The following is a 24,439-nucleotide window of genomic DNA, read 5'->3' as shown; positions in this document are numbered from 1 at the left end:
CTACGTGGGGCATGTGCGGAGACGCCGCCCCAGGGCGAGACGTGCTCCGGCACGACGTGGCGGGACCGTCCAGACGGGCCGGCCATGACACAGCGGCAACAGGCCGCACGTAACTTTTTCAGACGACAGTGAAGGACACCGAGGCCATTATGGCGGGACAGAAGATCCGCATTCGGCTCAAGGCCTATGACCACGAGGTCATCGACGTCTCGGCCAAGAAGATCGTCGAGACGGTGACAAGGACTGGCGCCAAGGTCGCGGGCCCGGTGCCGCTGCCGACCGAGAAGAACGTGTACTGCGTCATCCGCTCGCCGCACAAGTACAAGGACAGCCGCGAGCACTTTGAGATGCGCACGCACAAGCGGCTGATTGACATCATCGACCCGACGCCGAAGACGGTCGACTCGCTCATGCGACTCGACCTTCCCGCCGGCGTTGACATCTCGATCAAGCTCTGAGGGAACGCACTGACATGGCTAACAAGATCAAGGGCGTCCTGGGCAAGAAGCTCGGCATGACCCAGGTCTTCGACGCGGACAACCGGATGGTCCCGGTGACCGTCGTCGAGGCTGGCCCGTGCGTCGTGACCCGCGTCCGCACCGCCGAGAAGGACGGCTACACCGCCGTTCAGCTGGGCTTCGGCCAGGTCGACCCGCGGAAGGTCAACAAGCCGCTCGGCGACTACCTGCGCAAGCACGACATCACCCCGCGCCGTTACTTCGCGGAGATCCGCACCGACGACGCGAGCGACTACACCCTGGGCCAGGAGCTCCTCGCCGACACCTTCGAGGCCGGCCAGTTCGTCGACGTGACGGGCAAGAGCAAGGGCAAGGGTTTCGCGGGTGTCATGAAGCGCCACGGCTTCAAGGGTCTGGGCGCCTCGCACGGTACGCAGCGCAAGCACCGCTCGCCCGGTTCCATCGGTGGCTGCGCCACCCCCGGCCGCGTCTTCAAGGGCGTGCGCATGGCGGGCCGGATGGGCAACGTCCGCACGACCGTCCAGAGCCTCAAGGTTCACGCCGTGGACGCCGAGAAGGGCCTCATCCTGATCAAGGGTGCGATCCCCGGCGCCAACGGCAGCCTGGTCCTGGTCCGCACCGCCGCCAAGAAGGGGGCTGCCAAGTGAGCACCATTGACGTCCTCGACGTACGCGGTGAGAAGGCCGGCACCGTCGACCTGCCGGAGGACATCTTCGGTACGAAGGTCAACATCCCGCTGATCCACCAGGTCGTCGTGGCCCAGCTCGCCGCTCGCCGGCAGGGCACCCACAAGGCGAAGACCCGCGGTGAGGTCCGAGGCGGCGGCAAGAAGCCGTACCGCCAGAAGGGCACCGGCCGCGCCCGCCAGGGTTCGACCCGCGCCCCGCAGTTCACCGGTGGTGGCACCGTCCACGGCCCGGTTCCGCGGGACTACTCGCAGAAGACTCCCAAGAAGATGAAGGCCGCCGCCCTGCGCGGGGCCCTGTCCGACCGGGCGACCGGCGGCCGCGTTCACGTGGTCAGCGGTCTGGTCGAGGGGGAGACCCCGAAGACCAAGGCGGCTCTTGAGTCGCTTCGCAGGCTCACCAAGGCCCGCAGCGTCCTGGTCGTCGTCGACGAGGGTGACGAGCTCAGCTGGCTGAGCCTGCGCAACGCTCCCGAGGTCCACCTTCTGGACGCCGGGCAGCTCAACACCTACGACGTGCTCTGCTACGACGACGTCGTCTTCACTCAGGACGCGTACGACCAGACCGTGGCGCGTCTGAGCAAGAGCGGGAAGGAAGACGCCTGATGGAGAAGATCGCCGACCCGCGCGACATCATCATCAAGCCGGTTGTCTCCGAGAAGAGCTACGGCCTGATCGACGAGCACAACAAGTACACGTTCCTGGTGCGGAAGACGGCCAACAAGACGCAGGTCAAGATCGCCGTTGAGAAGATCTTCGGTGTCAAGGTCGCCAGCGTCAACACCATCAACCGCCAGGGCAAGCGCAAGCGGACCAGGTTCGGCTACGGCCAGCGCCCGGCCACCAAGCGAGCCATCGTCAGCCTGGTCGAGGGCGACCGGATTGACATCTTCGGCCAGATCGGCTGACGCGCTCGCTCAGTAAGTACAGGGAGAAAGCCCCTCGCCGTCTGGTGAGGGGCATTCGACCGGATTAACCGACGAAGGATGAACGAAAAAGATGGGCATCCGTAAACTCAAGCCGACGACCCCGGGTCGCCGCGGCGCCAGCGTCTCGGACTTTGCCGAGATCACGCGCAGCACGCCCGAGAAGTCGCTGCTTGCACCCCTGCACAGCAAGGGTGGCCGTAACGTCCACGGCCGAGTCACCACCCGTCACCAGGGTGGTGGCCACAAGCGCGCCTACCGGATCATCGATTTCCGGCGTCACGACAAGGACGGGATCCCGGCCAAGGTCGCTCACATCGAGTACGACCCGAACCGCACGTCCCGCATCGCGCTGCTGCACTACGCCGACGGGGAGAAGCGCTACATCCTCTGCCCGACCGGCCTCAAGCAGGGCGACCACATCGAGAACGGCCCCACGGCCGACATCAAGCCGGGCAACTGCCTCCCGCTGCGCAACATCCCGACCGGTACCTTCATCCACGCGGTGGAGCTCCGTCCGGGCGGTGGCGCCAAGCTGGGCCGGTCCGCCGGCGCGCAGATCCAGCTCCTCGCCAAGGAGGGCCAGTACGCCACGCTGCGTATGCCCTCCGGTGAGATGCGCCAGGTCGATGTTCGCTGCCGGGCCTCGATCGGCCAGGTCGGCAACGCCGAGCAGGCCAACATCAACTGGGGTAAGGCCGGACGCATGCGGTGGAAGGGCAAGCGCCCCACCGTCCGCGGTGTCGCGATGAACCCGGTCGACCACCCGCACGGTGGTGGTGAGGGTAAGACCTCCGGCGGTCGTCACCCCGTCAACCCCAAGGGCAAGCCCGAGGGACGTACCCGTGCGGCGAACAAGGCCAGCGACCGGCTGATCATCCGCCGTCGTACCAAGCGGAAGAAGCGGTAGGAGCAGCCAAAATGCCACGTAGCCTTAAGAAGGGTCCCTTCGTGGACGATCACCTTCAGAAGAAGGTGGATGTCCAGAACGAGAAGGGCACCAAAAACGTCATCAAGACGTGGTCGCGGCGCTCCATGATCGTGCCCGACATGCTCGGTCACACGATCGCCGTTCACGACGGCCGCAAGCACGTCCCGGTGTTCGTCACCGAGTCGATGATCGGCCACAAGCTGGGTGAGTTCGCTCCGACGCGAACCTTCCGCAGCCACGTCAAGGAAGACCGCCGCAGCCGGCGATAAGCGCCTCAGGAAGAGGACGTCGGTCCGAGAACGATCGGAAGCGATCGTCACGGGTGAGACGGACTCGACCAAAACGAAGGGTAAGAGGAGTAAGCGATGGAAGCCAGGGCTCAGGCGCGGTTCGCGCGCCACACGCCCATGAAGGCCCGCCGTGTGGTGGACCTCATTCGCGGGCTGCCCGCTTCGGAGGCGCAGGCCGTGCTGCAGTTCGCTCCCCAGTCGGCGAGCGAGACCGTGTACAAGGTGCTTTCGAGCGCCATTGCCAACGCGGAGCACAATTTCAAGCTCGACCGTGACACGCTCTTCGTGAGCCGTGCCTGGGTCGACGAGGGCCCGACGCTGAAGCGGTTTCGTCCCCGTGCTCAGGGTCGTGCCTATCGGATCAACAAGCGGACCAGCCACATCACCGTGATCGTGGAGTCCCGCGAGCCGAAGGGGAGGACCCGCTAGTGGGTCAGAAGGTTAACCCGCACGGGTTCCGCCTCGGCATCACGACCGACTTCAAGAGCCGGTGGTATGCCGACAAGCTCTACAAGTCGTACGTTGCCGAGGATGTGGCGATCCGCCGCATGCTCAAGAAGGGCATGGAGCGGGCCGGCATCTCCAAGGTGGAGATCGAGCGGACCACCGACCGGGTACAGGTCGACATTCACACCGCCCGTCCGGGCATCGTCATCGGCCGCCGCGGCGCCGAGGCGGACCGGATTCGCGGTGACCTCGAGAAGCTGACCAAGAAGCAGGTCCAGCTGAACATCCTCGAGGTCAAGAACCCTGAGATCGACGCTCAGCTCGTCGCCCAGGGTGTGGCCGAGCAGCTGTCCAGCCGTGTCTCGTTCCGTCGTGCCATGCGCAAGGCGATGCAGTCGGCGATGAAGAGCGGCGCCAAGGGCATCCGGGTGCAGTGCTCCGGCCGTCTCGGCGGCGCCGAGATGTCCCGTTCGGAGTTCTACCGCGAGGGCCGCGTGCCCCTGCACACCCTCCGCGCGGACATCGACTACGGCCTGTACGAGGCTCGCACCACCTTCGGTCGTATCGGCGTGAAGGTGTGGATCTACAAGGGTGAGGCTCCGACCAGCCGCGCCGAGCGCGAGGCGGCCGCCGCCGGTGCTCGCGCGGGCCAGCGCCGTGACCGCGACGACCGTCGTGGCCCCGGTGCCGGTGGCGGCGACCGTCCCCGTCGTGGCGCCGGTGGCGCCCGTCGTGGCGCCGGTGCCGGCCGTGGCGACCGCGCTTCGGGTGGCTCCGCCGCCCCCAGGACCGAGGCGGCCTCGCAGGCTGCCCCCGAGACCGGCCCGGCTGCGCAGCCGGGTGCTGAAGGGAGCTGACCATGCTGATCCCGCGCAGGGTCAAGCACCGCAAGCAGCACCGGCCCGACCGTCACGGCGCCGCCAAGGGTGGCACCAGGGTCGTGTTCGGCGAGTTCGGCATTCAGGCGATTGAGCACTCCTACGTGACCAACCGTCAGATCGAGTCGGCTCGTATCGCGATGACCCGTCACATCAAGCGTGGCGGAAAGGTCTGGATCAACATCTATCCGGACCGCCCCCTCACCAAGAAGCCCGCCGAGACCCGCATGGGTTCCGGTAAGGGTTCGCCGGAGTGGTGGGTCGCCAACGTCAAGCCCGGTCGCATCATGTTCGAGCTTTCGGGTGTCGCCGAGCCGGTGGCTCGCGAAGCCCTGCGTCGTGCGATGCACAAGCTGCCGATGAAGTGCCGGTTCGTCAAGCGTGAAGTGGGTGAGGCGTGATGGCTAAGGGCCTGACCGCCGGTGAGCTGCGGGTGGAAGACCAGGACACCCTGGTCACGAAGCTGAAGGAAGCCAAGGAGGAGCTGTTCAACCTCCGCTTCCAGGCAGCGACCGGCCAGTTGGAGAGCCACGGGCGGTTGCGTGCCGTCCGCCGCGAGATCGCCCGTATCTACACCGTGATGCGCGAGCGGGAGCTCGGAATCGTCACCACGGTAGAGAAGGAGTCGATCGATGGCTGAGGCCACGGAAACCACGACCGAGACGCGGAACTACCGCAAGACCCGTGAGGGTCTGGTCGTCAGCGACAAGATGGACAAGACTGTCGTGGTCGCTGTCGAGGACCGCGTCAAGCACCCCCTGTACGGCAAGGTCATCCGCAGGACGACCAAGTACAAGGCGCACGACGAGGCCAACACCTGCGGTGTCGGTGACCGCGTCCTCCTGATGGAGACCCGGCCGCTGTCCGCCAGCAAGCGCTGGCGGGTCATCGAGATCCTCGAGAAGGCCAAGTAGGTAACGCGCCTCGTGGGGGGTGACACCGTCACCCCCCATGATGGCGTCCAAGGGGGCGAAGCGATCTTCGCCCCGCCTGCGGTGGCGGTCCGTGAGGGCTGTCGCCGTGGGAAAAAGACCAGCAGGTTCCGCAAGGCTCATCCGAAACCACGGGTGAGAACCGGCGAGACAAACAGGAGTTCAAGTGATCCAGCAGGAGTCGCGGCTCAAGGTCGCCGACAACACCGGTGCGAAGGAAGTCCTTTGCATCCGTGTTCTCGGTGGCTCGGGCCGACGTTACGCGGGAATCGGTGACATCATCGTCGCCACGGTCAAGGACGCCATCCCGGGCGGCACCGTGAAGAAGGGCGATGTGGTCAAGGCCGTCATCGTCCGCACTGTCAAGGAGCGCCGCCGGCCCGACGGCTCCTACATCCGCTTCGACGAGAACGCCGCCGTCATCATCAAGGACAGTGGCGACCCCCGAGGCACCCGCATCTTCGGTCCCGTCGGACGTGAGCTGCGTGACAAGAAGTTCATGCGGATCATCTCGCTCGCGCCGGAGGTGTTGTAATGCCGAAGCTTCATGTGAAGAAGGGTGACCTCGTCCTGGTCATCGCCGGCAAGGACAAGGGTGCCAAGGGCCGTGTGATCGCCGCCCACCCGCGTGACGAGCGTGTGGTGGTCGAGGGCGTCAACATGGTCAAGAAGCACAGCAAGGAGACCAACCAGGGTCCGCGCGGTGCCAAGGCCGGTGGCGTGCAGACCATGGAGGCTCCCATCCACGTGAGCAACGTCAAGAAGCTCAAGGATGAGAAGCCTGCCAAGGACGACAAGCCCGCCAAGAAGGAGTCGGCCAAGGCCGCTTCCGAGGAGACGGGTGAGGACAACTGATGACCGCGAACACCACTGAGACCGAACAGCGGGCCCTTCCGCGCCTCAAGCAGCGCTACCGCGAAGAGATCATCGCGAAGCTGAACGAGCAGTTCGAGTTCGAGAACATCATGCTGGTGCCCACCATCACCAAGATCAAGGTGAACATGGGTGTCGGCGAGGCCGCGCGCGACTCGAAGCTCATCGAAGGCGCCGTCCGCGACCTCACCGTGATCACCGGCCAGAAGCCGGCGGTCGTCCGCGCCCGCAAGTCCATCGCCCAGTTCAAGCTGCGCGAGGGCATGCCGATCGGCGCGCACGTCACGCTGCGCGGTGACCGCATGTGGGAGTTTCTCGACCGGCTGCTCTCGCTGGCGCTGCCCCGTATCCGTGACTTCCGCGGTCTGTCGCCCAAGCAGTTCGACGGCAACGGCAACTACACCTTCGGTCTCACCGAGCAGGTCATGTTCCACGAGATCGACCAGGACAAGGTCGACCGCCAGCGTGGTATGGACATCACCGTCGTGACCACCGCTAAGACCGACGACCAGGGCCGGGCACTGCTGAAGCAGCTCGGCTTCCCCTTCAAGGAGGCCTGATCATGGCGAAGACGTCGCTCAAGGTCAAGGCTGCTCGCAAGGCCAAGTTCGAGGTCCGGGCGTACACTCGGTGCTCGCGCTGTGGTCGTCCCCGCGCCGTCTACAGGAAGTTCGGCCTGTGCCGCATCTGCTTCCGCGAGATGGCGCACCGGGGCGAGCTGCCCGGCATCACCAAGTCGAGCTGGTAGCCCTCCGCGCGGCCCCGTGAGCGATCACGGGCCCGCGCGAGGCACCTGCCGCACAGAGAAGTCGTATTCACCGGGCGCCGCCTACAGGCGCCCATGACCGCACCGAAGGTCCCCTGTGGAAACCGCGGTGAGGAAGGCCACCGGCCATGACGATGACCGACCCGATCGCAGACATGCTGACGCGTCTGCGAAACGCGAACTCGGCGTACCACGACAGCGTGGCGATGCCGTACTCGAAGATCAAGGCGCACATCGCCGAGATCCTCCAGCAGGAGGGTTACATCCAGTCCTGGAGCGTCGAAGACGCCAAGGTCGGAAAGAACCTCGTGGTGGAGCTGAAGTTCGGGCCGACCCGTGAGCGCTCCCTCGCGGGTCTGCGCCGGGTCTCCAAGCCCGGCCTGCGGGTCTATGCAAAGAAGGACAACCTGCCCCGAGTCCTGGGTGGACTGGGCGTCGCGATCATCTCGACGTCCGGCGGCCTCATGACGGACAAGCAGGCCGGCAAGCGTGGAGTGGGCGGGGAAGTCCTCGCCTTCGTTTGGTAGAGGGGAGAACGAACAGCATGTCAAGAATCGGACGGCTGCCCATCCCCGTACCGAACGGAGTGGACGTCGCCATCGACGGCCGGGACGTCACGGTCAAGGGCCCCAAGGGCACGCTTTCACACACGGTCGCGGAACCCATCGCGATCGCCAAGGGTGACGACGGCAACCTGTCCGTCACCCGTCCCAACGACGAGAACAGGGTTCGTGCGCTGCACGGCCTGTCTCGCACCCTGGTCGCCAACATGGTGACCGGTGTCACCCAGGGTTACTCGAAGACCCTGGAGATCGTGGGCGTCGGTTACCGCGTGCAGGCCAAGAGCCCGACTCAGCTTGAGTTCGCTCTCGGCTTCAGCCACCCGGTGATCGTCGACGCCCCCGAGGGTGTCACCTTCCGCGTCGAGAAGCCGACGCTGTTCCACGTGGACGGCATCGACAAGCAGAAGGTCGGCGAGATCGCCGCGAACATCCGCAAGTTGCGCAAGCCTGACCCGTACAAGGGCAAGGGCGTGCGCTACCAGGGTGAAGTTATCCGCCGCAAGGTCGGAAAGGCTGGTAAGTAGGCATGGCTGGCAAGACTGCGTTCGGCAAGCACACGGCCGCCCGCGCCGTCTCGCGGGCCCGCCGCCACGGCCGAGTCCGCAAGAAGGTGGCCGGTACGGCCACGCGTCCGCGCCTGGTCGTCAACCGGTCCACGAAGCACCTCTTCGTGCAGATCGTCGACGACACCCAGGGCCACACGCTGGTGAGCGCGTCCACCATGGACGCCTCCCTGCGCTCGGCGGAAGGCGCCAAGACCGACAAGGCCAAGCAGGTCGGCGAGCTTCTCGCTCAGCGGGCCAAGGCAGCCGGGATCACCGCGGTTGTGTTCGACCGGGGTGGCAACCGCTACGCGGGCCGCATCGCGGCGCTGGCAGACAGCGCTCGCGAAGGCGGACTGGAGTTCTGATGACTCCGTCCCAGGATCGCAATCCAGGATCGCACCCGATGGCCCGTCTTACGAATGAGAAGAGGAACCACTAATGGCCGGAGCTCCGCGTCGCGGTGGCGCCGCCGGTGGCGAGCGGCGTGACGGTCGTCGTGACGATCGCCGCGGTGGAAACGCTGACAAGGGCGTCTCGTACATCGAGCGCGTTGTGAAGATCAACCGAGTGGCCAAGGTCGTGAAGGGTGGTCGTCGCTTCAGCTTCACCGCCCTCGTCATCGTCGGTGACGGTAACGGCATGGTCGGTGTCGGCTACGGCAAGGCCAAGGAGGTGCCCGCGGCGATCGCCAAGGGTGTCGAAGAGGCCAAGAAGCACTTCTTCAAGGTGCCCCGTATCCAGGGCACCATCCCGCACATCGTGCAGGGTGAGGAGGCCGCGGGCGTCGTCTTCCTGCGTCCGGCCTCGCCCGGTACCGGCGTCATCGCCGGTGGCCCGGTGCGCGCCGTGCTGGAGTGCGCCGGCATTCACGACGTGCTGTCCAAGTCGCTCGGCTCGGACAACCCGATCAACATCGTGCATGCCACCGTGGCGGCCCTGAAGGGCCTCAGCCGCCCCGAGGAGATCGCGGCCCGCCGTGGCCTCCCGATCGAGGACGTCGCCCCCAAGAGGATGCTCAAGGCTCGCGCCGAGGGCCTCGCGGAGGCCGCGGCCGCGAAGGCGGTGAGCTAGTCCATGGCACGCCTGAAGATTACCCAGGTCCGTTCCAAGATCGGTGGCAAGCAGAACCAGCGTGACTCGCTGCGCTCGCTCGGTCTGAAGCGAATCGGCGATGTCGTCGTCAAGGAGGACCGCCCGGAGATCCGCGGCATGGTCACCGTGGTGACGCACCTCGTCACCGTGGAAGAGGTCGACTAGACATGGCAGAGAACACTCCGCTCCGCATCCACCACCTGCGTCCGGCTCCCGGCGCCAACAAGTCGAAGGTCCGCAAGGGCCGCGGCGAGGCGTCCAAGGGCAAGACCGCGGGTCGTGGCACCAAGGGCACGAGGGCCAGGAACAAGGTCCCCCTCGGTTTCGAGGGTGGCCAGGTTCCGCTGCAGCGGCGCCTGCCCAAGTTCAAGGGTTTCTCCAACGCCCTGTTCAAGACGACCTACCAGGTCGTCAACCTTGACAAGCTCGGCGAGCTGTTCCCCGAGGGTGGCGACGTCACCGTCGACACGCTCGTCGCGAAGGGCGCGGTTCGCAAGAACCAACTCGTCAAGGTTCTGGGAACCGGTGACATCTCCGTGGCGTTGAACGTGGAGGCGCATGCCTTCTCGGCCAGCGCCAAGGACAAGATCGCCGCGGCCGGGGGCTCCGTCTCCGAGCTGTAGGCGTTATCATCACGCGGCGCGGGGGCTCGTAATGGGCTCCCGCGCCCGTAGTGCGTTAGAGTTCGCTGGACAGTGGGCCTCGACTCATTTCCTTGGGCTCATTGACTGGATATGGCAAAGATGGAACACCCCCGCACCATCGCTGACCGACCTCGCCTTTCAGGCGCGCAGGAGGGACCGTGCTGACCGCATTTACCCGAGCGTTCCGTACGCCGGACCTGCGTAAGAAGCTGCTCTTCACTTTGGGCATCATTGCGCTGTTCCGACTTGGGTCGGTCCTGCCGACTCCGGGTGTGCATACCGAGAACATCAGCCGTTGTCTCACCCAGGCGCAAGCGGGGGACGCGGGCAACATCTACGGAATGGTGCAGCTGTTCAGCGGCGGCGCCCTTCTGAAACTTTCAGTCTTCGCCCTCGGCATCATGCCGTACATCACCGCGAGCATCATTCTTCAGCTGCTCGTCGTGGTCATTCCGCGACTGGAAGCCCTCAAGAAGGAGGGACAGTCCGGGCAGACCAAGATCACGCAGTACACCCGCTACCTCACGGTCGGCCTGGCGGTCCTGCAGTCGACCGCCTTCGTGGCACTCGCCCGCAGCGGCCAGCTGTTCCCGCAGTGCCGTGAGGAGATCCTCCTCGACAAGGACAACGTCTTCGCCATCGTCACGATGGTGCTGACCATGACCGCCGGCACCGCCGTCGTCATGTGGCTGGGCGAGCTCATCACCGATCGCGGTATCGGCAACGGCATGTCCATCCTGATCTTCACGCAGGTCATCGCGGTCTTCCCGTCCGAGCTGCTGAACATCGCCCGCCAGAAGGGTGGCTTCGTCTTCGGCGTGGTCATCGTGGTCGGTATCGCGATGATCGCCTTGGTCGTGATGGTGGAGCAGGCACAGCGCCGGATCCCGGTGCAGTACGCCAAGCGCATGGTCGGCCGCAGAATGTACGGCGGGACGTCGACCTACATCCCGCTCAAGGTCAACCAGGCCGGCATCATCCCGGTCATCTTCGCCTCCTCGCTGCTCTACCTTCCGCAGCTGATCACCACGCTCTTCTCGAACACCCAGGAAGAGCCGCACCCGATCATCCAGTGGATCTCGCAGGAGTTCGGCGGTGGCGGGACCACCCCGACGTACATGATCACCTTCTTCCTGCTTATCGTCTTCTTCACGTACTTCTACGTGTCGATTACCTTCAACCCCGTTGAAGTCGCCGACAACATGAAGAAGTACGGTGGGTTCATCCCGGGCATCCGCCCGGGTCGCCCGACGGCTGAGTACTTGAACTACGTGCTCACGCGACTCACCGCTCCAGGCGCGCTGTATCTGGGCCTGATCTCCATGGTGCCGATCGTCGCGCTGGCGCTCGTCGGTGCGAGTCAGAACTTCCCGTTCGGAGGAACGAGCATTCTGATCATGGTTGGTGTCGGCCTCGACACCGTGAAGCAGATCGAGAGCCAGTTGCAGCAGCGTAATTATGAAGGCTTCCTGAAGTAGTGCGCCTCGTCCTGGTCGGGCCCCCCGGAGCGGGTAAGGGGACACAGGCCCAGTTCGTCGCATCGAACCTGTCGATCCCGAAGATTTCGACAGGTGACATTTTCCGCGCCAACGTCTCGGGCGGCACGGAGCTCGGCAAGCTTGCCAAGGAATACATGGACCGCGGTGACCTCGTGCCCGACGAGGTCACCATCGCGATGGTCCGCGACCGCCTCGCCGAGAACGACGCGCAGGACGGTTTCCTGCTCGACGGCTTCCCCAGGAACGTGCCCCAGGCCGAGATCCTGAAGAAGATCCTCGCCGAGTTCCAGGCCGGTCTGGACATCGTCCTGGAGCTCGTGGTCGACGACGAGGAGGTCGTCCGCAGGCTCGCGGGCCGCCGGACCTGCAGCCAGTGCGGCCGCATCTGGCACGTCGACTTCGATGACAAGAAGGACGACATCTGCGACGCCTGTGAAGGCCGGCTGTACCAGCGGGACGACGACAAGGAGGAGACCGTCAGGCACCGCCTGGAGGTCTACCAGGAGCAGACGGCGCCCCTGGTCTCCTTCTACGCCGACGAGGGCATCCTGGTCGGGGTCGACGCCACGGGGCCGGTGGAAGAGATCACCCAGCGTGCGATGGAGGCCCTGAGGCCCTTCATCGGCTAGCGACCCCTTCGCTGGCCGGCCAGACGACGACACGGTGCACACCACCCATGGGTTTCCCATGGGTGGTGTGCTGTCATTTAGGGCAGAATCGGGGGAATTGGGGTCCCGGACCGCCCGTTGAACCGCCCCAGGGGGTGCGCAGGTGTTCAAGAAGAACAAGCACGGAATCCAGATGAAGACGCCCGAGCAGGTGGACAAGATGCGGGCGGCAGGCCTCGTGGTCGGCCGTACCCTGCAGTTGCTCAGGGAGAGCGTCCGACCGGGTATGACACCCCTGGACCTCGACGCGATCGCGGAGAAGGCGATCAGGGACGAGGGGGCGATCCCCTCCTTCAAGGGCTACCAGGGATTTCCCGCGACGATCTGCGCCTCGGTCAACCACGAGGTCGTCCACGGCATCCCGAGTGACCGCCGTCCGCTGCAGGAGGGCGACATCATCTCGATCGACTGCGGAGCCATCCTGGACGGCTGGCACGGCGACTCGGCCATCACGGTCCCGGTCGGCGAGGTCGATCCCAAGCTGACCGAGCTGATGAGGGTCACCGAGGAGGCCATGTGGCGGGGGATCGCCGCGCTCACCGTGGGCCGTCACCTGTCCGACATCGGGCACGAGGTGGAGAAGTACATCCGCTCCCAGGGGCGCTACGGCATCCCGCAGGAGTACGGCGGTCACGGCATCGGCACCGAGATGCACATGGACCCGTGGGTGGCCAACCACGGCAAGCCGGGCCGGGGCCCGAAGTTCGAGCCCGGCATGTGCTTCGCCGTCGAGCCGATGGTGAACCTCGGGACGGACCGGACCAAGGTGCTGGCCGACGACTGGACCGTGGTCACGATCGACGGGAAGGTCTCCGCGCACTTCGAACACAGCGTCGCCGTGACACATAATGGTCCTTGGGTATTGACCGCCCTTGACGGGGGGAAAGAGCGGCTTGCCGACCTGTTGGGAAATGCGGGCTAGTTTTGGCCCGTCGGCGAGCGGATGGGGTGGAGATGGCGGCTGGTCCGGAGATGCGAGCCTCCGACGGAGATCGTGACAAGGTCGCATCGGTCCTGAGGGAGCACTACGCGCAGGGCCGCCTGACCACGGAGGAGTTCGACGAGCGTCTTGAGCAGCTCTACACGAGCAAGACGTACGGCGAACTCGCCGTCCTCACCTCCGACCTTCCCGACGTCGATCTGCGTCGGCTCCCCGAGGTCCCCTCACGCGCCCCTGAGCGCACCAAGGCGACCGAGGGGAAGGACAAGCAGGGCAAGGGCATGGCGGAGGCCTGGGCCGTCTGGGCGACGGCGAGCGGTATCAACTGGGTGATCTGGCTCATCATCGGGACGACCGGAGACTTCCCCTACCCGTGGCCCCTGTGGGTGATGGGCCCGTGGGGTGTGGTGTTGCTGGTGGCGACGATCGCCGGTGGCCTGGGGCAGGACAGGAAGCGGTAATAGTGCACTCTGGGCGTTGAGTGTGCATTCCTCCACAGAAGGTGGCGTTGAATCTTCCTAACGTGAGCGGTGTCCGAACGACAGGACCCCGGTTCGCAGGAGGAAGATCCAATGAGCAAGATCCGTACAGCCCTGGCCGGAGCGGCGCTGGCAGGTTCGCTGGCCGCGGGTGTGGTCGCCGCCCCGTCTGCGACGGCCGCCACGCAGGCCTCCGCGGGGTCCGCCGTCGCGGCCCAGGAGACCCAGGCGTCGAGCAAGCACTTCTTCGGTCCGTACTACTCGGGTTTCGGCGGTGGCGAGAGCTTCGGCAGGCGCTCCTACTTCAAGGGCTACTGGACCAGCAGCGGCGGCCGCTACTGGTTCTACGGCGACCTGTTCGACCGTGACCGTGACCGTGAGCGCAGCTACGTGTGGTTCAAGTGGCACGACAGGTTCGGCTCGCACACCAAGGTGTTCAGCACCTTCGGCCGCTCCGGTTTCACCAAGTTCGGCGGGTTCAAGAAGAGCAGCGGCTTCGACGATTTCAAGATCAGGGTCTGCGAGGGCGGCAACAAGTTCGACGACTGCGGCCGCTGGGGTGACGCCTTCTGAGGCGTCTTGCGGCGCCTTTCGCGGAAGCGGTCCTCGGGGGCCTTCCGCGGAGGCGGTCCTCGGGGGCGCCCGGTGAGGGCGGGGGGCCTTTCAGCGGGACGTGACCGAGGAGCGTCGACCGAGAAGCCTCGATCAAGGAAGACCGGTCGAGGAACGTTGATCGACAAGGTTGGCCGAACGGGCCCCCGGCGCGGCGTCGCCGGGGGCCTTCCCGTGTCGCCCGCACGGTCCGGCCACCGGGATGCCGACCGGGTCTACACGGCTGGGCCGCCGGGATGTTGGGCCGCTCGGCTCGGTCCGGCCGCCGGGATGCTGGCCTGACCTGGTCGGACGTGCCACAATGAGGGCGCGAGTGTTCGCGTGTCGAGTCGTGCCGTCCAGCCCGCTCAGGATCTGCGGTATCCTTCGTAGCAGTTGTGTCAAGGCACCGGCCGTGTGTTTCGCATTTCCTCGCTCGGTGCCGTACACTCCTTTTTCGGTTCACTATGACCATTGCGCATCGGCGGTGTCGCAACCGCCGCTCTCATCGAAGCGCTGGGTCGCGGCTGCTTAGTGTTCCGAAGCCTCAGACGACCGATCAGTGAAACGCGAGGGACATGGCCAAGAAAGACGGCGCCATCGAGATCGAGGGCACTGTGGTTGAGTCGCTCCCGAACGCGATGTTCCGGGTGCAGCTCGATAACGGCCATAAGGTCCTGGCCCACATCAGCGGGCGGATGCGGATGCACTACATCCGAATCCTTCCTGACGACAGGGTTGTCGTCGAACTGAGCCCCTACGACCTCAGTCGTGGGCGGATCGTCTACCGATACAAGTAAGCGCGTCTGAGGGACGAATAGGACTATGAAGGTCAAGCCGAGCGTCAAGAAGATCTGTGACAAGTGCAAGGTGATTCGCCGGCACGGTCGCGTCATGGTGATCTGCGACAACCTGCGCCACAAGCAGCGTCAGGGATAGTCGCTCCAAACAAGGCCCCGTGAGAGTCCGCTCCAAGAGGCGGGCTCGATTCATGTGGGGTTTTCACGTAATCGCGTCTCACACCTGCGCAGGCGGCTCACGCCGTACCCCGCAGGAGACCCCCGGTCGGAGGCCGGGGCCCTCACCCCGGGCATGGGGAGGGGAAGTGAGGCGCAGGACCTCCGCCATAACGAAGGAGAATGCCCGACCATGGCTCGCCTGGTTGGTGTAGACCTCCCCCGCGACAAGCGGCTGGAGATCGCTCTCACCTACATTTTCGGAATCGGCCGCACTCGTGCGCTCGAAACCCTCAAGGCCACCGGCGTCAACGGCGACCTGCGGGTTCACCAGCTGACCGACGAAGAGCTGGTGCCGCTGCGCGACTACATCGAGGCCAACTTCAAGATCGAGGGTGACCTCCGTCGCGAAGTTCAGGCCGACATCCGTCGCAAGATCGAGATTCAGTGCTACCAGGGCATTCGGCACCGCCGTGGCCTTCCCGTGCACGGTCAGCGTACGCAGACCAACGCGCGCACCCGTAAGGGCAAGAAGAAGACCGTGGCCGGCAAGAAGAAGCCCGGTAAGAAGTAGTCCGCGTAGCCGCAGGACCGAAGACCTCAGGAGTGAAGGCAAAGAATGCCTCCTAAGAGCCGCCAGGGTGCACCCAAGAAGGTGCGCCGCAAGGAAAAGAAGAACGTCGCTCACGGGCACGCCCACATCAAGAGCACGTTCAACAACACGATCGTTTCGATCACCGACCCGAGTGGGAACGTGATCTCCTGGGCCAGTGCCGGCCACGTCGGGTTCAAGGGCTCCCGTAAGTCCACCCCGTTCGCGGCGCAGATGGCCGCGGAGAACGCCGCCCGCCGCGCCATGGAGCACGGCATGCGCAAGGTCGACGTCTTCGTCAAGGGCCCCGGCTCCGGCCGTGAGACCGCGATCCGCTCGCTTCAGGCGACCGGGCTCGAGGTCGGGTCCATCCAGGACGTCACCCCCGTGCCGCACAACGGCTGCCGTCCGCCCAAGCGCCGCCGCGTCTGACGCCCAGGAGAAGATAGAAAATGGCTCGTTACACGGGTGCGGACTGCAAGCTCTGCCGCAGGGAGAAGACCAAGCTCTTCCTCAAGGGCAAGAAGTGCGAGTCCGCGAAGTGCCCCATCGAGATCCGTCCTTACCCGCCGGGTGAGCACGGCCGCGGCCGTCCCAAGGAGTCTGAGTACCAGCTCCAGCTTCGTGAGAAGCAGAAGACCCGCCGCATTTACGGCGTCCTCGAGAAGCAGTTCCACAACTACTACGAGGAAGCCAACCGCAAGACCGGCAAGACCGGCGAGAACCTCCTCCAGATCCTGGAGAGCCGTCTCGACAACGTGGTCTACCGCGCCGGTTTCGCGGAGTCGCGCGACGCCGCCCGCCAGCAGGTCCGTCACGGACACATCCTGGTGAACGGCAAGAAGGTCGACATCCCGTCGTACCGGGTGCGCGAGCACGACATCGTCGAGGTCCGCGAGAAGTCGCGCAACCTCCTGCCCTACGAGGTGGCCCGCGCCACCGCCGGTGACAAGACGTACCCGGCGTGGCTCGGCGTCATCCCGGACGCGCTGCGCGTCCTGGTCCACCAGCTCCCGGTCCGTCAGCAGATCGACACCCAGGTCCAGGAGCAGTTGATCGTCGAGCTCTACTCCAAGTAGCGGCTCCTGCCGGTGCCGTGCGGCGAATCGCCGCACGGCACCTATGCTGTTGTTCGAGCGGCGTCAAATAGCGGGCGCCGCCATGCAAGGGAGATTTCACATGCTGATCGCTCAGCGTCCCTCCCTCCTTGAGGAATCCCTTGAGGAGACCCGGTCCAAGTTCATCATCGAGCCGCTGGAGCCGGGTTTCGGTTACACCATCGGCAACTCGCTGCGTCGCACGCTGCTGTCGTCCATCCCGGGCGCGGCCGTGACCAGCATCCGCATCGAGGGCGTGCTGCACGAGTTCACCACCGTGCCGGGCGTCAAGGAGGATGTCACCGACATCATCCTGAACCTCAAGGACCTGGTCGTCTCCTCCGAGCACGACGAGCCCGTGGTGATGTACCTGCGCAAGCAGGGCCCCGGTGACGTCACCGCCGCCGACATCGCGCCCCCGGCCGGTGTCGAGGTGCACAACCCCGAGCTGCGCATCGCCACCCTGAACGGCAAGGCGAAGCTGGAGATGGAGCTGACCGTCGAGCGCGGTCGCGGCTACGTCTCCGCCGCGCAGAACAAGCAGCCGGGCCAGGAGATCGGTCGCATCCCGATCGACTCCATCTACTCCCCGGTGCTCAAGGTCACCTACAAGGTCGAGGCGACCCGAGTCGAGCAGCGCACCGACTTCGACCGTCTGATCCTGGACGTCGAGACCAAGCCGTGCATGAAGCCCCGCGACGCGGTGGCCTCCGCCGGTAAGACCCTCGTCGAGCTGTTCGGTCTCGCCCGCGAGCTGAACGTCGAGGCCGAGGGCATCGACATCGGCCCGTCGCCGACGGACGCGGCCCTCGCCGCCGACCTCGCGCTGCCGATCGAGGAGCTGAACCTCACGGTTCGCTCCTACAACTGCCTCAAGCGCGAGGGCATCCACACCGTGGGTGAGCTCGTGGCCCGCAGCGAGCAGGACCTTCTCGATATAAGGAATTTCGGCGCCAAGTCCATCGAAGAGGTCAAGCAGAAGCTGCACGAGATGACGCTGGCGCTCAAGGACTCCCCGCCCGGGTTCGACCCGAGCGCGGTGGCCGGCGGCGGCTACGACGACGACGACAGCGCCTACGTCGAGACCGAGCAGTACTGAGTTCAGGGGCGCCTCACGGCGTTCCTCGACACCGGGTGGCCCCGCGTCACCCCGGGTGTCGCCGCGTTTCACGATGACGAGGGCCTTGCGGCCCTCGGCCCGACCCCGGTACCTCGTACGGCCGGGGCGGGTTTACTCCCAAGGAGAACGTTATGCCTAGGCCCACCAAGGGTGCCCGTCTCGGCGGCAGCCCGGCCCACGAGCGGCTGATCCTGGCGAACCTCGCCACCCAGCTGTTCCAGCACGGCCGGATCAAGACCACCGAGGCCAAGGCGAAGCGTCTGCGTCCGGTGGCGGAGAAGCTGATCACCAAGGCGAAGAAGGGCGACATGCACAACCGTCGCCAGGTGCTGACGATCGTCAGGGACAAGGGTGTCGTCCACCACCTCTTCACCGAGATCGCCCCGACCTTCGCCGAGCGTCCCGGTGGCTACACCCGGATCACCAAGATCGGCCTCCGCAAGGGTGACGCCGCCCCCATGGCCGTGATCGAGCTGGTGTCCGAGCCGCTGAACAAGGTCACGACCAGCCGGACCCCGGCCGCCGCCAAGGCCGCCGAGCCCAAGGCGGAAGAGGCCAAGGAGGCCGAGGTCGAGGAGACCAAGGCGGAGACCACCGAGGAGACGAAGGCCTCCGAGGAGACGACCGAGGCTCCCGCCGAGGAGACCGAGGCCAAGAAGGACAACGCCTGATCTCTCAGGCCCCGTGAAAGGGCCCGGCACTCCCTCCACAGGGAGCGCCGGGCCCTTTTCCGTCTGTCGCGAGCGCCGGCGCCGCGAAGGGGCGCGGCGCCGGTGAGCGCCGGGTCTTTCCCGTCCGTCGCGGCGGTGGCGAGGGCGGGGGCGGAACGCTCGGCATTCACGACTCCGCCCCCGTTTCGGCTTCGATTCCCGCGACCTGATGGTCCGATGCCGGATAACCGGCGACCCGCGGCGATCGGGTAACGAAGTCGTTCACGCCGAAGAGCACGTCAACACTCCCGAGCCCGCCGGATGGCGGCTCGCCAAGTCTCATGGGGAACCATCGTGGTACGGCTGAGGCTGGATCTCGCCTACGAGGGCACCGACTTCTCCGGCTGGGCCAAGCAGCCCGGGCGGCGTACGGTCCAGGGGGAGATCGAGGGGGCGCTCGGCAGGATCCTGCGGCTTCCCGAGCCTCCGGCGCTGACCGTGGCCGGGCGGACCGACGCCGGCGTGCACGCCCGCGGTCAGGTGGCCCATGTCGACCTGGATCCCGGCGTGCTCGGCGCGCTGGACGGCCGTGGGCGCCGAGGGGTAGCCGCGGGCGGGGGCCTCGAGCCGGGATCCGAGGGGGAGCTCGGCGAGAGGCTCTCTGCCATGCGCAGGAGACTCGCCGGAGTCCTGCCCTCCGATGTCCGTGTTCATCACGTCACGGTGGCTCCTGAGGGCTTCGACGCGCGGTTCTCGGCGCTGTCGAGGCGCTACGCCTACCGGGTCTCCGACGCCCCGGGAGGTGTCGACCCGCTCCGCCGCCGCGAGGTCGTCTGGTACAACAGGCCCCTCGACGTGGACAGGTTGAACGCGGCCGCCGCCGCTCTCCTGGGCGAGCACGACTTCGCCGCGTTCTGCAGGAGACGCGAGGGGGCGACCACGATCCGGGAGCTCAAGCGGCTCGACTGGGTTCGTGAGGACGGCCTCGTCGTGGCGACGGTGATGGCCGACGCGTTCTGCCACTCCATGGTCCGGGCACTCGTCGGATCGCTGCTGCCCGTCGGTGAGGGCCGGCTCCCGGTCGACTGGCCGGGGGAGGTGCTGTCGCGGGCCGTACGGGACTCGGGGGTGCACGTCGCACCCGCGCACGGGCTCTGCCTGGAGGAGGTACGCTACCCCGCCGCGGGCGAGCTCGCCCGGCGGGCCGCGGAGACCCGCCGGGTGCGGACGATCAGTTCGTGACGCGGCGCTCCACGACCTTCGCGGTCTGGTCGCGGAAGGCGCCGCTCACCTTGCCCAGGGACTTCTCCTTGGCGGTCGGCGTGTGGCCGTCGCTGAAGGTGGCGTAGCTGAACACGATGTAGCGGCCCCACACCATCCCTGCCGCGTAGCCGCCCGCGATGTGCACCCGCTCGCCTCCCGTGCCGGCGGCGGAGGGAAGGCCGCGGAACCAGAGGTTGCTGTCCAGATCCTTGGCCTTGTCGGCCGCCACCGCGGACTCGCGGGTGGGAAGCACGGCGATACCCGTGGTCACGGCGTACTTCCGTTTGCTGTCCACGTACGTCGCCCGTAGCACGCGGCGGCAGTCCTGGTTGCGCAGGGTGCCGGCGAACCTGCCGGACGCGGCCTTCTGGCACTGCTCGGTGACGTCGGTCTTGACCCGCTTGAACGTCGTCCCTGCCACGGACACCTTCTGGCCGAAGGCGTCGGCCACGGTCATCGTGCCGGGGTCGGTCTTCTCGGAGTTGAGCATCGTGGTGTTGATCGGTTCCGGCTCGCCGGTGATGTCCAGGTCGTCGGTGGGGTCGAGGGTCCCCGACCTGGGAATCGGATCCGTCGCGTTCGCCGACTGCTTGGCGCTGAACGACTGGTAGGCGAAGAAGGCCCCGGTGCCGATGCCGACCACCACGACCGCGACGACGGCGGCGAGCAGGGTCGTACTGGCCCTGCTGCGGGTCGGCTCGGGGGGAGAGGGCGGTGGTTCGGGGGTGAACTCCGAGAGAGGGGTGAACGCCCCACGCATCGTCGCCGGTCCGCCCTCGGGGAGCGTCGCGGTCTCGCCCGCCGGTGAGGAGGTCACCGGCGGGGGCGGGAGAACGGGGAACGAGGGGGCGATGCCGGTCACGACGGGGATGCCGCCCGGTGGGGTGTGGTCCGACAGGGGGAAGAGCTGCGCGGCCTCGGACGGTGTCCGGTCGCGGGTGTCCTGTCCGAAGGGAGGCGCGGGCACCTGTGAGATCGGCTCCGGTTCCTGGCGTGTGAAGGGCTGGGTCATGGACGCGGAGGTGGGCGCGGCCATGGGGGACGGAGCCCCCGGAGCGGGACCGGACGGAGCGGGACCGGACAGGGTGAGACCTGACGAAACAGAACCGGACGGGGCGGGAGGGTTCTCGTCTCGTGGACCGGCGGCCGGTGCGGGCGCGGAGGCCTGGTGGGAGGCCTGTCCGGGAGAGGGCTGCGCGAGGGCCTGCTGGGCAGGCTCCTGGTGGGGCGGACTCTGCTGAGGATTCTGCCGAGCCGGGGGGAGAGGGCCGGAGGCGAGGAGGTCTCCCTCCTCGGGGTGTCCAGGCACGCCGGCCACGGCGGCGCGGACGTCCGCCGTGGTGTCGTCGCTCTCGTCCGACTCCTGTGGGGGAGTGGCGTCCGGCGGCCAGACGGCGATGTCACCGGGCTCTCCCGGGCGAGCGGTGCTCTCCTCGGGGTCGGTCCACACCGGCTCGCCGGTCGCGGCGGGCCAGGGGGCCTCTTGACCTGAGGAGGGCCAGACCTGCATGCCCGCGGCCGCTGCCGTGAAGGCGGGCGGCGGCTGCCAGGGCGGTGCCCCCGGCACGATGGGCGGGGTGGACAGCGGCTGGTCGCCCCGTGGCGAGGACCCCCCGTGCTCGTGGCGCTCGCCCTCGTGCGTCCCACCGGGCCGCGGTGAGACGTTCGGGTTCTCCGGGGTGGGCCAGGCGGGAGGTGAGGGTTCCGGCGGGGTGGGGGAGTTGATCCACGCCGGAGGGGCCGGTTCCGGCCGGGAGAACTCGGACCAGGTTGGGCCCGAGGAGCCGGGGGGGAACTCCGGCCGGGGACCCGAGGAACCGGCGGGGAACTCGGGGCGCGGACCCGAAGGATCGTGGGAGAACTCGGGCCGGGGGGCCTGCGAGGGGCCGGAGGGCGATCCCGGCGGTCCGGAGGGATCGCGGGGAAGAGATTCCGATGCCTGTGGGTGCCCCGGGAGGAACCCGGGCTGCGGGCCCGAGGGGTCGCGGGAGAACTTCGGCCGGGGGTCCTGCGAGGGATCCCGGAGGAACCCGGGCGGCGGGCCGGAGGGGAAGCCGGGCGGCGGGCCAGGGAGATCCGGCCGGGGGTCCCGCGGGGGGCCGGCTGGGAACTCGGGCCTGGTGGGGCCCGCGGAGTCGGAGGAGAACTCGGGCCGCGGGGGGCCGGAAGGTTCCGGGTAGGAGAGCGGTCCCGGCTGGGGCGCGGGGTGCGAGGGGCCGGACCAGGGGGCGGGCGGATCGTCCTCCGGCTGGGCGTACCAGTCGTAGGGGGCGCCGTCGCCGGGGACCGTCCACGGCTGAGCCGCACCCGGGGCCGTCTCCGGCCACGCGGAAGGGCCGGGGGGTTGCTCGTCGTCTGTGAGATCGGTCCGCAGCACGTGGGGCGAGGGCTGGCCGAAACTCGGCGGCGGCGTCGCCGGTGTCGCCGAACCCTCGGCTTCACGTTGGTGCTCGGACCCGGATTCCTGCCCACGCATACGACGCAGCCTAGCGACAGCCGGAGATCGTCATGCGAGTATGGCCGTATCGTCTGTCGGACTCATACCTCGAAGTGGGGATATGACCCCATGGTCAGGGACGTTTTCCGGTCAGTGTCCGTGACTCCAGGGCGGGAGTGACGGTCGCGTCCGCCGCGCCGAAGGCCGCCTGGTTCAGCTTCTTGACCTCGGTTTTCTTTGGCATATGGCCGTCTTTGTACTGGAACCAGACCATTACCACGTAGTGCCCGTGGCGCCATTCGCCGACGAATGCCTCGCCGGTGCCGAGAAGTTTGGTGACCTTATCCTTACCTGGCAGCGGTTTGATGTATTCCTCCCGCTCCTTGCCGGTGCTCGCCGAGACGACCTTGGACGCTCCCGCCGACGTCTTGAGGTTGGCGACTCCCACGGTGCCGATGATCTTCCCCGAGGCGTCGCGGAAGCTGGCGCGCAGGAGCTGGTTGCACCGCGCCGAGGTGAGGGCCTTCTGGAGCTTCTCCCCGACCACAGCCTTGTCGCACTTCTTGTCGGTCCTGCGCGTGGTCATCAGGTAGGTCTGCCCGCCGATCCGTATCTTCTTGTTCTTGAACACCTCGTTCAGGGTGAGAGGGTGCGGGTCGCTGGCGCGGGAGGAGGCGAAGCCGAACTTGCCCTTCGCGGTGTTCGCGGGCGGGATGAGGGGGGCCGCGGCGGTGGGCTCCGTCGCGCCGGGCACCGGGTCGGGGTCGGAGTTGGCCAGCACGGCGAGGCCGATGCCCGCGGCGACCAGCGCCGCGAACGCCCCGGCCGCGATGTAGATCGGGCGGCGTGAGCGGGGCCCCTCGTCGTACGGGCTCCACATCTCCTTGCGAGGCCGCTCATTGGGCGCCTCGGTGGGCCGTCCCTGCGGTCGGGGGGCCTGTGGGGCCGGGGAAGGAGGGGCGGGGGGGCGGTTGTTCGGCGAGGCGTCGAACCAGTGCTGGCCCTGTGCGGGCGGCGACGCGTCAGGCCGGTTGTAAGGCTGGCGGCGCGGCGGCTCCACGGGAAAACCCATGCGCCGAGCGTAGCCCGCCGTCGGGGCCGCTTGGCTCAGGAGTATCCGAAGTCCTGGGTCCACCAGGGGCCGTCGGACCCTCGCACGGCTCCGACCCCGGTGGCCCTGAGCTCGCAGTTGAGGATGTTGCGCCGATGGCCGCTCGTCCCCATCCAACTGCGCACCGCGTCGTCGGGGGAGGTGTAGCCGCGTCCGATGTTCTCCGCGCCGCCGTCGCGGTAGCCGGTCGCCTCCATCCGTTCCCAGGGGGAGGTGCCGTCGGCGGAGTTGTGGGAGAGGCTGCCCGCTGCCGCCATCCCGGCCGAGTGCCTCCTCGCCGACACGGTGAGCCTCCTGTCGATCCGCAGCGGTACGCACCCGGCCCGCCTGCGCTCGATGTTGATGAGCCGGACGACCTCGCGCTCCATCGCGCCGAGGGCGGAGGTGGCGCCGCCGTCGCCGTTGAGGAGGAGACGGGAGGGGCCGTCCTCGCCGGAGCCGCCGGAATCGCCGAGTGACGTGCCGGGGCTCGGGGTGGGGCGCGGGCGCCGGTCCTCGGGGGCGGGGGTGGAGCGGGCGACCCGGGAGAGCGGGGCTCGCTCGACCTGGCCGGCGAGTGCGCCGCTGGGTGTGGGGCGTACGGGTCCGGTGTCGTTCAGGTAGATCTGGTCGGCGGCCTTCTCGTCGCGGCTGCCCCGGCCGATGATGAAACCGACGAGCAGAACCGCGAGCAGGCACACGAACACCCCCATGCGGCGCAGGCGCGCTCGCTGGGTATGCCCGGGGTGAGGAAGCTGCCACATACCGCTATCAAAGATAGAGATGTTTGCGGTGAGGAAGAAGGGAATGCTGAGAACATGTTGGAACCGTTCTGTGAAGGTTCCGGCGTGATCGTCCCCGACTCGTCGTTCGGCGCCTCTCTCGGAGAACGCCGCGCCACCCGGTTCCAGGCCCGCTCCTGAAGGGTTTCCGACGCGGTGACCGCCCTCTTTCCGTGGCCGTCCGGGTCTACGTCCCGCTCGTAGCGGCCTCGGATATTCGGCAT

At 67.1% G+C, this 24,439-nt stretch carries 37 protein-coding genes; 34 read left to right on the top strand and 3 right to left on the bottom strand.

The window, feature by feature from the left end:
* The first annotated feature begins 149 nt into the window (after positions 1–149).
* The 34 genes from rpsJ (at position 150) to truA (ending at position 19,885) form a co-directional block, all read left to right on the top strand.
* Complete coding sequence (gene rpsJ, locus ACIBH4_RS09295) at positions 150–458, top strand: 30S ribosomal protein S10 (RefSeq protein ID WP_030912931.1); 309 nt, start codon at positions 150–152, stop codon at positions 456–458.
* Between the two features lie 14 nt (positions 459–472).
* On the top strand, positions 473–1,126 hold the full coding sequence (gene rplC, locus ACIBH4_RS09290) for a 50S ribosomal protein L3 (RefSeq protein WP_329089937.1): 654 nt from the start codon (positions 473–475) through the stop codon (positions 1,124–1,126).
* Positions 1,123–1,770: a 50S ribosomal protein L4 gene (gene rplD / locus ACIBH4_RS09285; RefSeq protein WP_362503051.1), complete on the top strand. Its 648-nt coding sequence runs from the start codon at positions 1,123–1,125 to the stop codon at positions 1,768–1,770. The genes rplC and rplD overlap by 4 nt, the downstream gene beginning before the upstream one ends.
* Positions 1,770–2,072 (top strand): 50S ribosomal protein L23, encoded by a 303-nt coding sequence (gene rplW, locus ACIBH4_RS09280; RefSeq protein WP_030912923.1) that lies wholly within the window; start codon positions 1,770–1,772, stop codon positions 2,070–2,072. The genes rplD and rplW overlap by 1 nt, the downstream gene beginning before the upstream one ends.
* Before the next feature lie 91 nt (positions 2,073–2,163).
* A complete protein-coding gene (gene rplB / locus ACIBH4_RS09275; protein ID WP_350943268.1) occupies positions 2,164–3,000 on the top strand; it encodes a 50S ribosomal protein L2 in 837 nt (278 codons plus the stop codon).
* A gap of 11 nt (positions 3,001–3,011) precedes the next feature.
* The gene (rpsS, locus tag ACIBH4_RS09270; protein WP_012887835.1) at positions 3,012–3,290 is read left to right on the top strand and encodes a 30S ribosomal protein S19; all 279 of its coding nucleotides are present in this window, start codon (positions 3,012–3,014) and stop codon (positions 3,288–3,290) included.
* A 96-nt stretch (positions 3,291–3,386) separates the two neighbouring features.
* A complete protein-coding gene (rplV, locus tag ACIBH4_RS09265; RefSeq protein WP_030912916.1) occupies positions 3,387–3,740 on the top strand; it encodes a 50S ribosomal protein L22 in 354 nt (117 codons plus the stop codon).
* Entirely contained in the window at positions 3,740–4,615 is an 876-nt protein-coding gene (gene rpsC, locus ACIBH4_RS09260; protein WP_350943269.1) for a 30S ribosomal protein S3, read from the top strand. Before rplV ends, rpsC begins: the two co-directional genes overlap by 1 nt.
* A 2-nt stretch (positions 4,616–4,617) precedes the next feature.
* A complete protein-coding gene (gene rplP, locus ACIBH4_RS09255) occupies positions 4,618–5,037 on the top strand; it encodes a 50S ribosomal protein L16 (RefSeq protein WP_350943270.1) in 420 nt (139 codons plus the stop codon).
* Positions 5,037–5,276 carry a 50S ribosomal protein L29 gene (gene rpmC / locus ACIBH4_RS09250; RefSeq protein WP_362503044.1) on the top strand — a complete coding sequence of 80 codons (240 nt, stop codon included), beginning with the start codon at positions 5,037–5,039 and terminating at the stop codon, positions 5,274–5,276. Before rplP ends, rpmC begins: the two co-directional genes overlap by 1 nt.
* Positions 5,269–5,550, top strand: a complete 282-nt coding sequence (rpsQ, locus tag ACIBH4_RS09245; RefSeq protein ID WP_326635528.1) for a 30S ribosomal protein S17 — start codon at positions 5,269–5,271, stop codon at positions 5,548–5,550. Before rpmC ends, rpsQ begins: the two co-directional genes overlap by 8 nt.
* Before the next feature lie 184 nt (positions 5,551–5,734).
* Positions 5,735–6,103 carry a 50S ribosomal protein L14 gene (rplN, locus tag ACIBH4_RS09240; RefSeq protein WP_012887841.1) on the top strand — a complete coding sequence of 123 codons (369 nt, stop codon included), beginning with the start codon at positions 5,735–5,737 and terminating at the stop codon, positions 6,101–6,103.
* The gene (rplX, locus tag ACIBH4_RS09235; RefSeq protein WP_362503039.1) at positions 6,103–6,423 is read left to right on the top strand and encodes a 50S ribosomal protein L24; all 321 of its coding nucleotides are present in this window, start codon (positions 6,103–6,105) and stop codon (positions 6,421–6,423) included. The genes rplN and rplX overlap by 1 nt, the downstream gene beginning before the upstream one ends.
* The gene (gene rplE, locus ACIBH4_RS09230; protein ID WP_350943275.1) at positions 6,423–7,001 is read left to right on the top strand and encodes a 50S ribosomal protein L5; all 579 of its coding nucleotides are present in this window, start codon (positions 6,423–6,425) and stop codon (positions 6,999–7,001) included. The genes rplX and rplE overlap by 1 nt, the downstream gene beginning before the upstream one ends.
* Positions 7,002–7,003: 2 nt before the next feature.
* Positions 7,004–7,189: a type Z 30S ribosomal protein S14 gene (locus ACIBH4_RS09225; protein WP_012887844.1), complete on the top strand. Its 186-nt coding sequence runs from the start codon at positions 7,004–7,006 to the stop codon at positions 7,187–7,189.
* A gap of 146 nt (positions 7,190–7,335) precedes the next feature.
* Entirely contained in the window at positions 7,336–7,734 is a 399-nt protein-coding gene (gene rpsH / locus ACIBH4_RS09220; RefSeq protein WP_329089949.1) for a 30S ribosomal protein S8, read from the top strand.
* Positions 7,735–7,751: 17 nt separating this feature from the next.
* Positions 7,752–8,294 carry a 50S ribosomal protein L6 gene (rplF, locus tag ACIBH4_RS09215; RefSeq protein ID WP_362503034.1) on the top strand — a complete coding sequence of 181 codons (543 nt, stop codon included), beginning with the start codon at positions 7,752–7,754 and terminating at the stop codon, positions 8,292–8,294.
* A 2-nt stretch (positions 8,295–8,296) separates the two neighbouring features.
* Complete coding sequence (gene rplR, locus ACIBH4_RS09210) at positions 8,297–8,680, top strand: 50S ribosomal protein L18 (protein ID WP_344913778.1); 384 nt, start codon at positions 8,297–8,299, stop codon at positions 8,678–8,680.
* 73 nt (positions 8,681–8,753) lie between these two features.
* Positions 8,754–9,386, top strand: coding sequence for a 30S ribosomal protein S5 (rpsE, locus tag ACIBH4_RS09205; RefSeq protein WP_329089955.1), 633 nt, complete (start codon positions 8,754–8,756; stop codon positions 9,384–9,386).
* 3 nt (positions 9,387–9,389) lie between these two features.
* On the top strand, positions 9,390–9,572 hold the full coding sequence (gene rpmD / locus ACIBH4_RS09200) for a 50S ribosomal protein L30 (RefSeq protein WP_012887849.1): 183 nt from the start codon (positions 9,390–9,392) through the stop codon (positions 9,570–9,572).
* A 2-nt stretch (positions 9,573–9,574) separates the two neighbouring features.
* Positions 9,575–10,030 carry a 50S ribosomal protein L15 gene (gene rplO, locus ACIBH4_RS09195; protein ID WP_362503029.1) on the top strand — a complete coding sequence of 152 codons (456 nt, stop codon included), beginning with the start codon at positions 9,575–9,577 and terminating at the stop codon, positions 10,028–10,030.
* A 179-nt stretch (positions 10,031–10,209) separates the two neighbouring features.
* Positions 10,210–11,529 (top strand): preprotein translocase subunit SecY, encoded by a 1,320-nt coding sequence (gene secY, locus ACIBH4_RS09190; protein ID WP_350943279.1) that lies wholly within the window; start codon positions 10,210–10,212, stop codon positions 11,527–11,529.
* Entirely contained in the window at positions 11,529–12,179 is a 651-nt protein-coding gene (locus ACIBH4_RS09185) for an adenylate kinase (protein WP_362503026.1), read from the top strand. The genes secY and ACIBH4_RS09185 overlap by 1 nt, the downstream gene beginning before the upstream one ends.
* A 142-nt stretch (positions 12,180–12,321) precedes the next feature.
* Positions 12,322–13,140 (top strand): type I methionyl aminopeptidase, encoded by an 819-nt coding sequence (map, locus tag ACIBH4_RS09180; protein WP_362503023.1) that lies wholly within the window; start codon positions 12,322–12,324, stop codon positions 13,138–13,140.
* 32 nt (positions 13,141–13,172) lie between these two features.
* The gene (locus ACIBH4_RS09175) at positions 13,173–13,619 is read left to right on the top strand and encodes a DUF1707 domain-containing protein (RefSeq protein WP_362503020.1); all 447 of its coding nucleotides are present in this window, start codon (positions 13,173–13,175) and stop codon (positions 13,617–13,619) included.
* Positions 13,620–13,730: 111 nt separating this feature from the next.
* Entirely contained in the window at positions 13,731–14,210 is a 480-nt protein-coding gene (locus tag ACIBH4_RS09170) for a hypothetical protein (protein WP_362762922.1), read from the top strand.
* 596 nt (positions 14,211–14,806) lie between these two features.
* A complete protein-coding gene (gene infA / locus ACIBH4_RS09165) occupies positions 14,807–15,028 on the top strand; it encodes a translation initiation factor IF-1 (RefSeq protein ID WP_012887858.1) in 222 nt (73 codons plus the stop codon).
* 25 nt (positions 15,029–15,053) lie between these two features.
* The gene (rpmJ, locus tag ACIBH4_RS09160; protein WP_003956441.1) at positions 15,054–15,167 is read left to right on the top strand and encodes a 50S ribosomal protein L36; all 114 of its coding nucleotides are present in this window, start codon (positions 15,054–15,056) and stop codon (positions 15,165–15,167) included.
* 210 nt (positions 15,168–15,377) lie between these two features.
* On the top strand, positions 15,378–15,758 hold the full coding sequence (gene rpsM, locus ACIBH4_RS09155) for a 30S ribosomal protein S13 (protein ID WP_306859572.1): 381 nt from the start codon (positions 15,378–15,380) through the stop codon (positions 15,756–15,758).
* Positions 15,759–15,803: 45 nt separating this feature from the next.
* On the top strand, positions 15,804–16,208 hold the full coding sequence (gene rpsK / locus ACIBH4_RS09150; RefSeq protein ID WP_012887860.1) for a 30S ribosomal protein S11: 405 nt from the start codon (positions 15,804–15,806) through the stop codon (positions 16,206–16,208).
* A gap of 20 nt (positions 16,209–16,228) precedes the next feature.
* Positions 16,229–16,855 (top strand): 30S ribosomal protein S4, encoded by a 627-nt coding sequence (gene rpsD, locus ACIBH4_RS09145; RefSeq protein WP_350943285.1) that lies wholly within the window; start codon positions 16,229–16,231, stop codon positions 16,853–16,855.
* A 100-nt stretch (positions 16,856–16,955) separates the two neighbouring features.
* Positions 16,956–17,972, top strand: coding sequence for a DNA-directed RNA polymerase subunit alpha (locus tag ACIBH4_RS09140; protein WP_089210160.1), 1,017 nt, complete (start codon positions 16,956–16,958; stop codon positions 17,970–17,972).
* 152 nt (positions 17,973–18,124) lie between these two features.
* On the top strand, positions 18,125–18,664 hold the full coding sequence (rplQ, locus tag ACIBH4_RS09135) for a 50S ribosomal protein L17 (RefSeq protein WP_362762924.1): 540 nt from the start codon (positions 18,125–18,127) through the stop codon (positions 18,662–18,664).
* A 300-nt stretch (positions 18,665–18,964) separates the two neighbouring features.
* On the top strand, positions 18,965–19,885 hold the full coding sequence (truA, locus tag ACIBH4_RS09130; protein WP_399171759.1) for a tRNA pseudouridine(38-40) synthase TruA: 921 nt from the start codon (positions 18,965–18,967) through the stop codon (positions 19,883–19,885).
* Here truA and ACIBH4_RS09125 read toward each other — a convergent pair.
* The 3 genes from ACIBH4_RS09125 to ACIBH4_RS09115 form a co-directional block, all read right to left on the bottom strand.
* Positions 19,875–22,382, bottom strand: a complete 2,508-nt coding sequence (locus ACIBH4_RS09125) for a hypothetical protein (RefSeq protein ID WP_362762927.1) — start codon at positions 22,380–22,382, stop codon at positions 19,875–19,877. The two genes, truA and ACIBH4_RS09125, sit on opposite strands and share 11 nt — an antisense overlap.
* A gap of 94 nt (positions 22,383–22,476) precedes the next feature.
* Positions 22,477–23,415 (bottom strand): hypothetical protein, encoded by a 939-nt coding sequence (locus ACIBH4_RS09120; RefSeq protein ID WP_362762930.1) that lies wholly within the window; start codon positions 23,413–23,415, stop codon positions 22,477–22,479.
* A gap of 35 nt (positions 23,416–23,450) precedes the next feature.
* On the bottom strand, positions 23,451–24,197 hold the full coding sequence (locus tag ACIBH4_RS09115) for a CAP domain-containing protein (protein WP_362502998.1): 747 nt from the start codon (positions 24,195–24,197) through the stop codon (positions 23,451–23,453).
* Positions 24,198–24,439 lie beyond the last annotated feature (242 nt).

Source organism: Streptosporangium sp. NPDC050284 (genome assembly GCF_044459525.1).
In the GTDB taxonomy this organism is placed as follows: Bacteria; Actinomycetota; Actinomycetes; order Streptosporangiales; family Streptosporangiaceae; genus Streptosporangium.
Note: the sequence above shows the minus strand (reverse complement) of the source record. Positions and strands in the feature narration are given on the sequence as shown.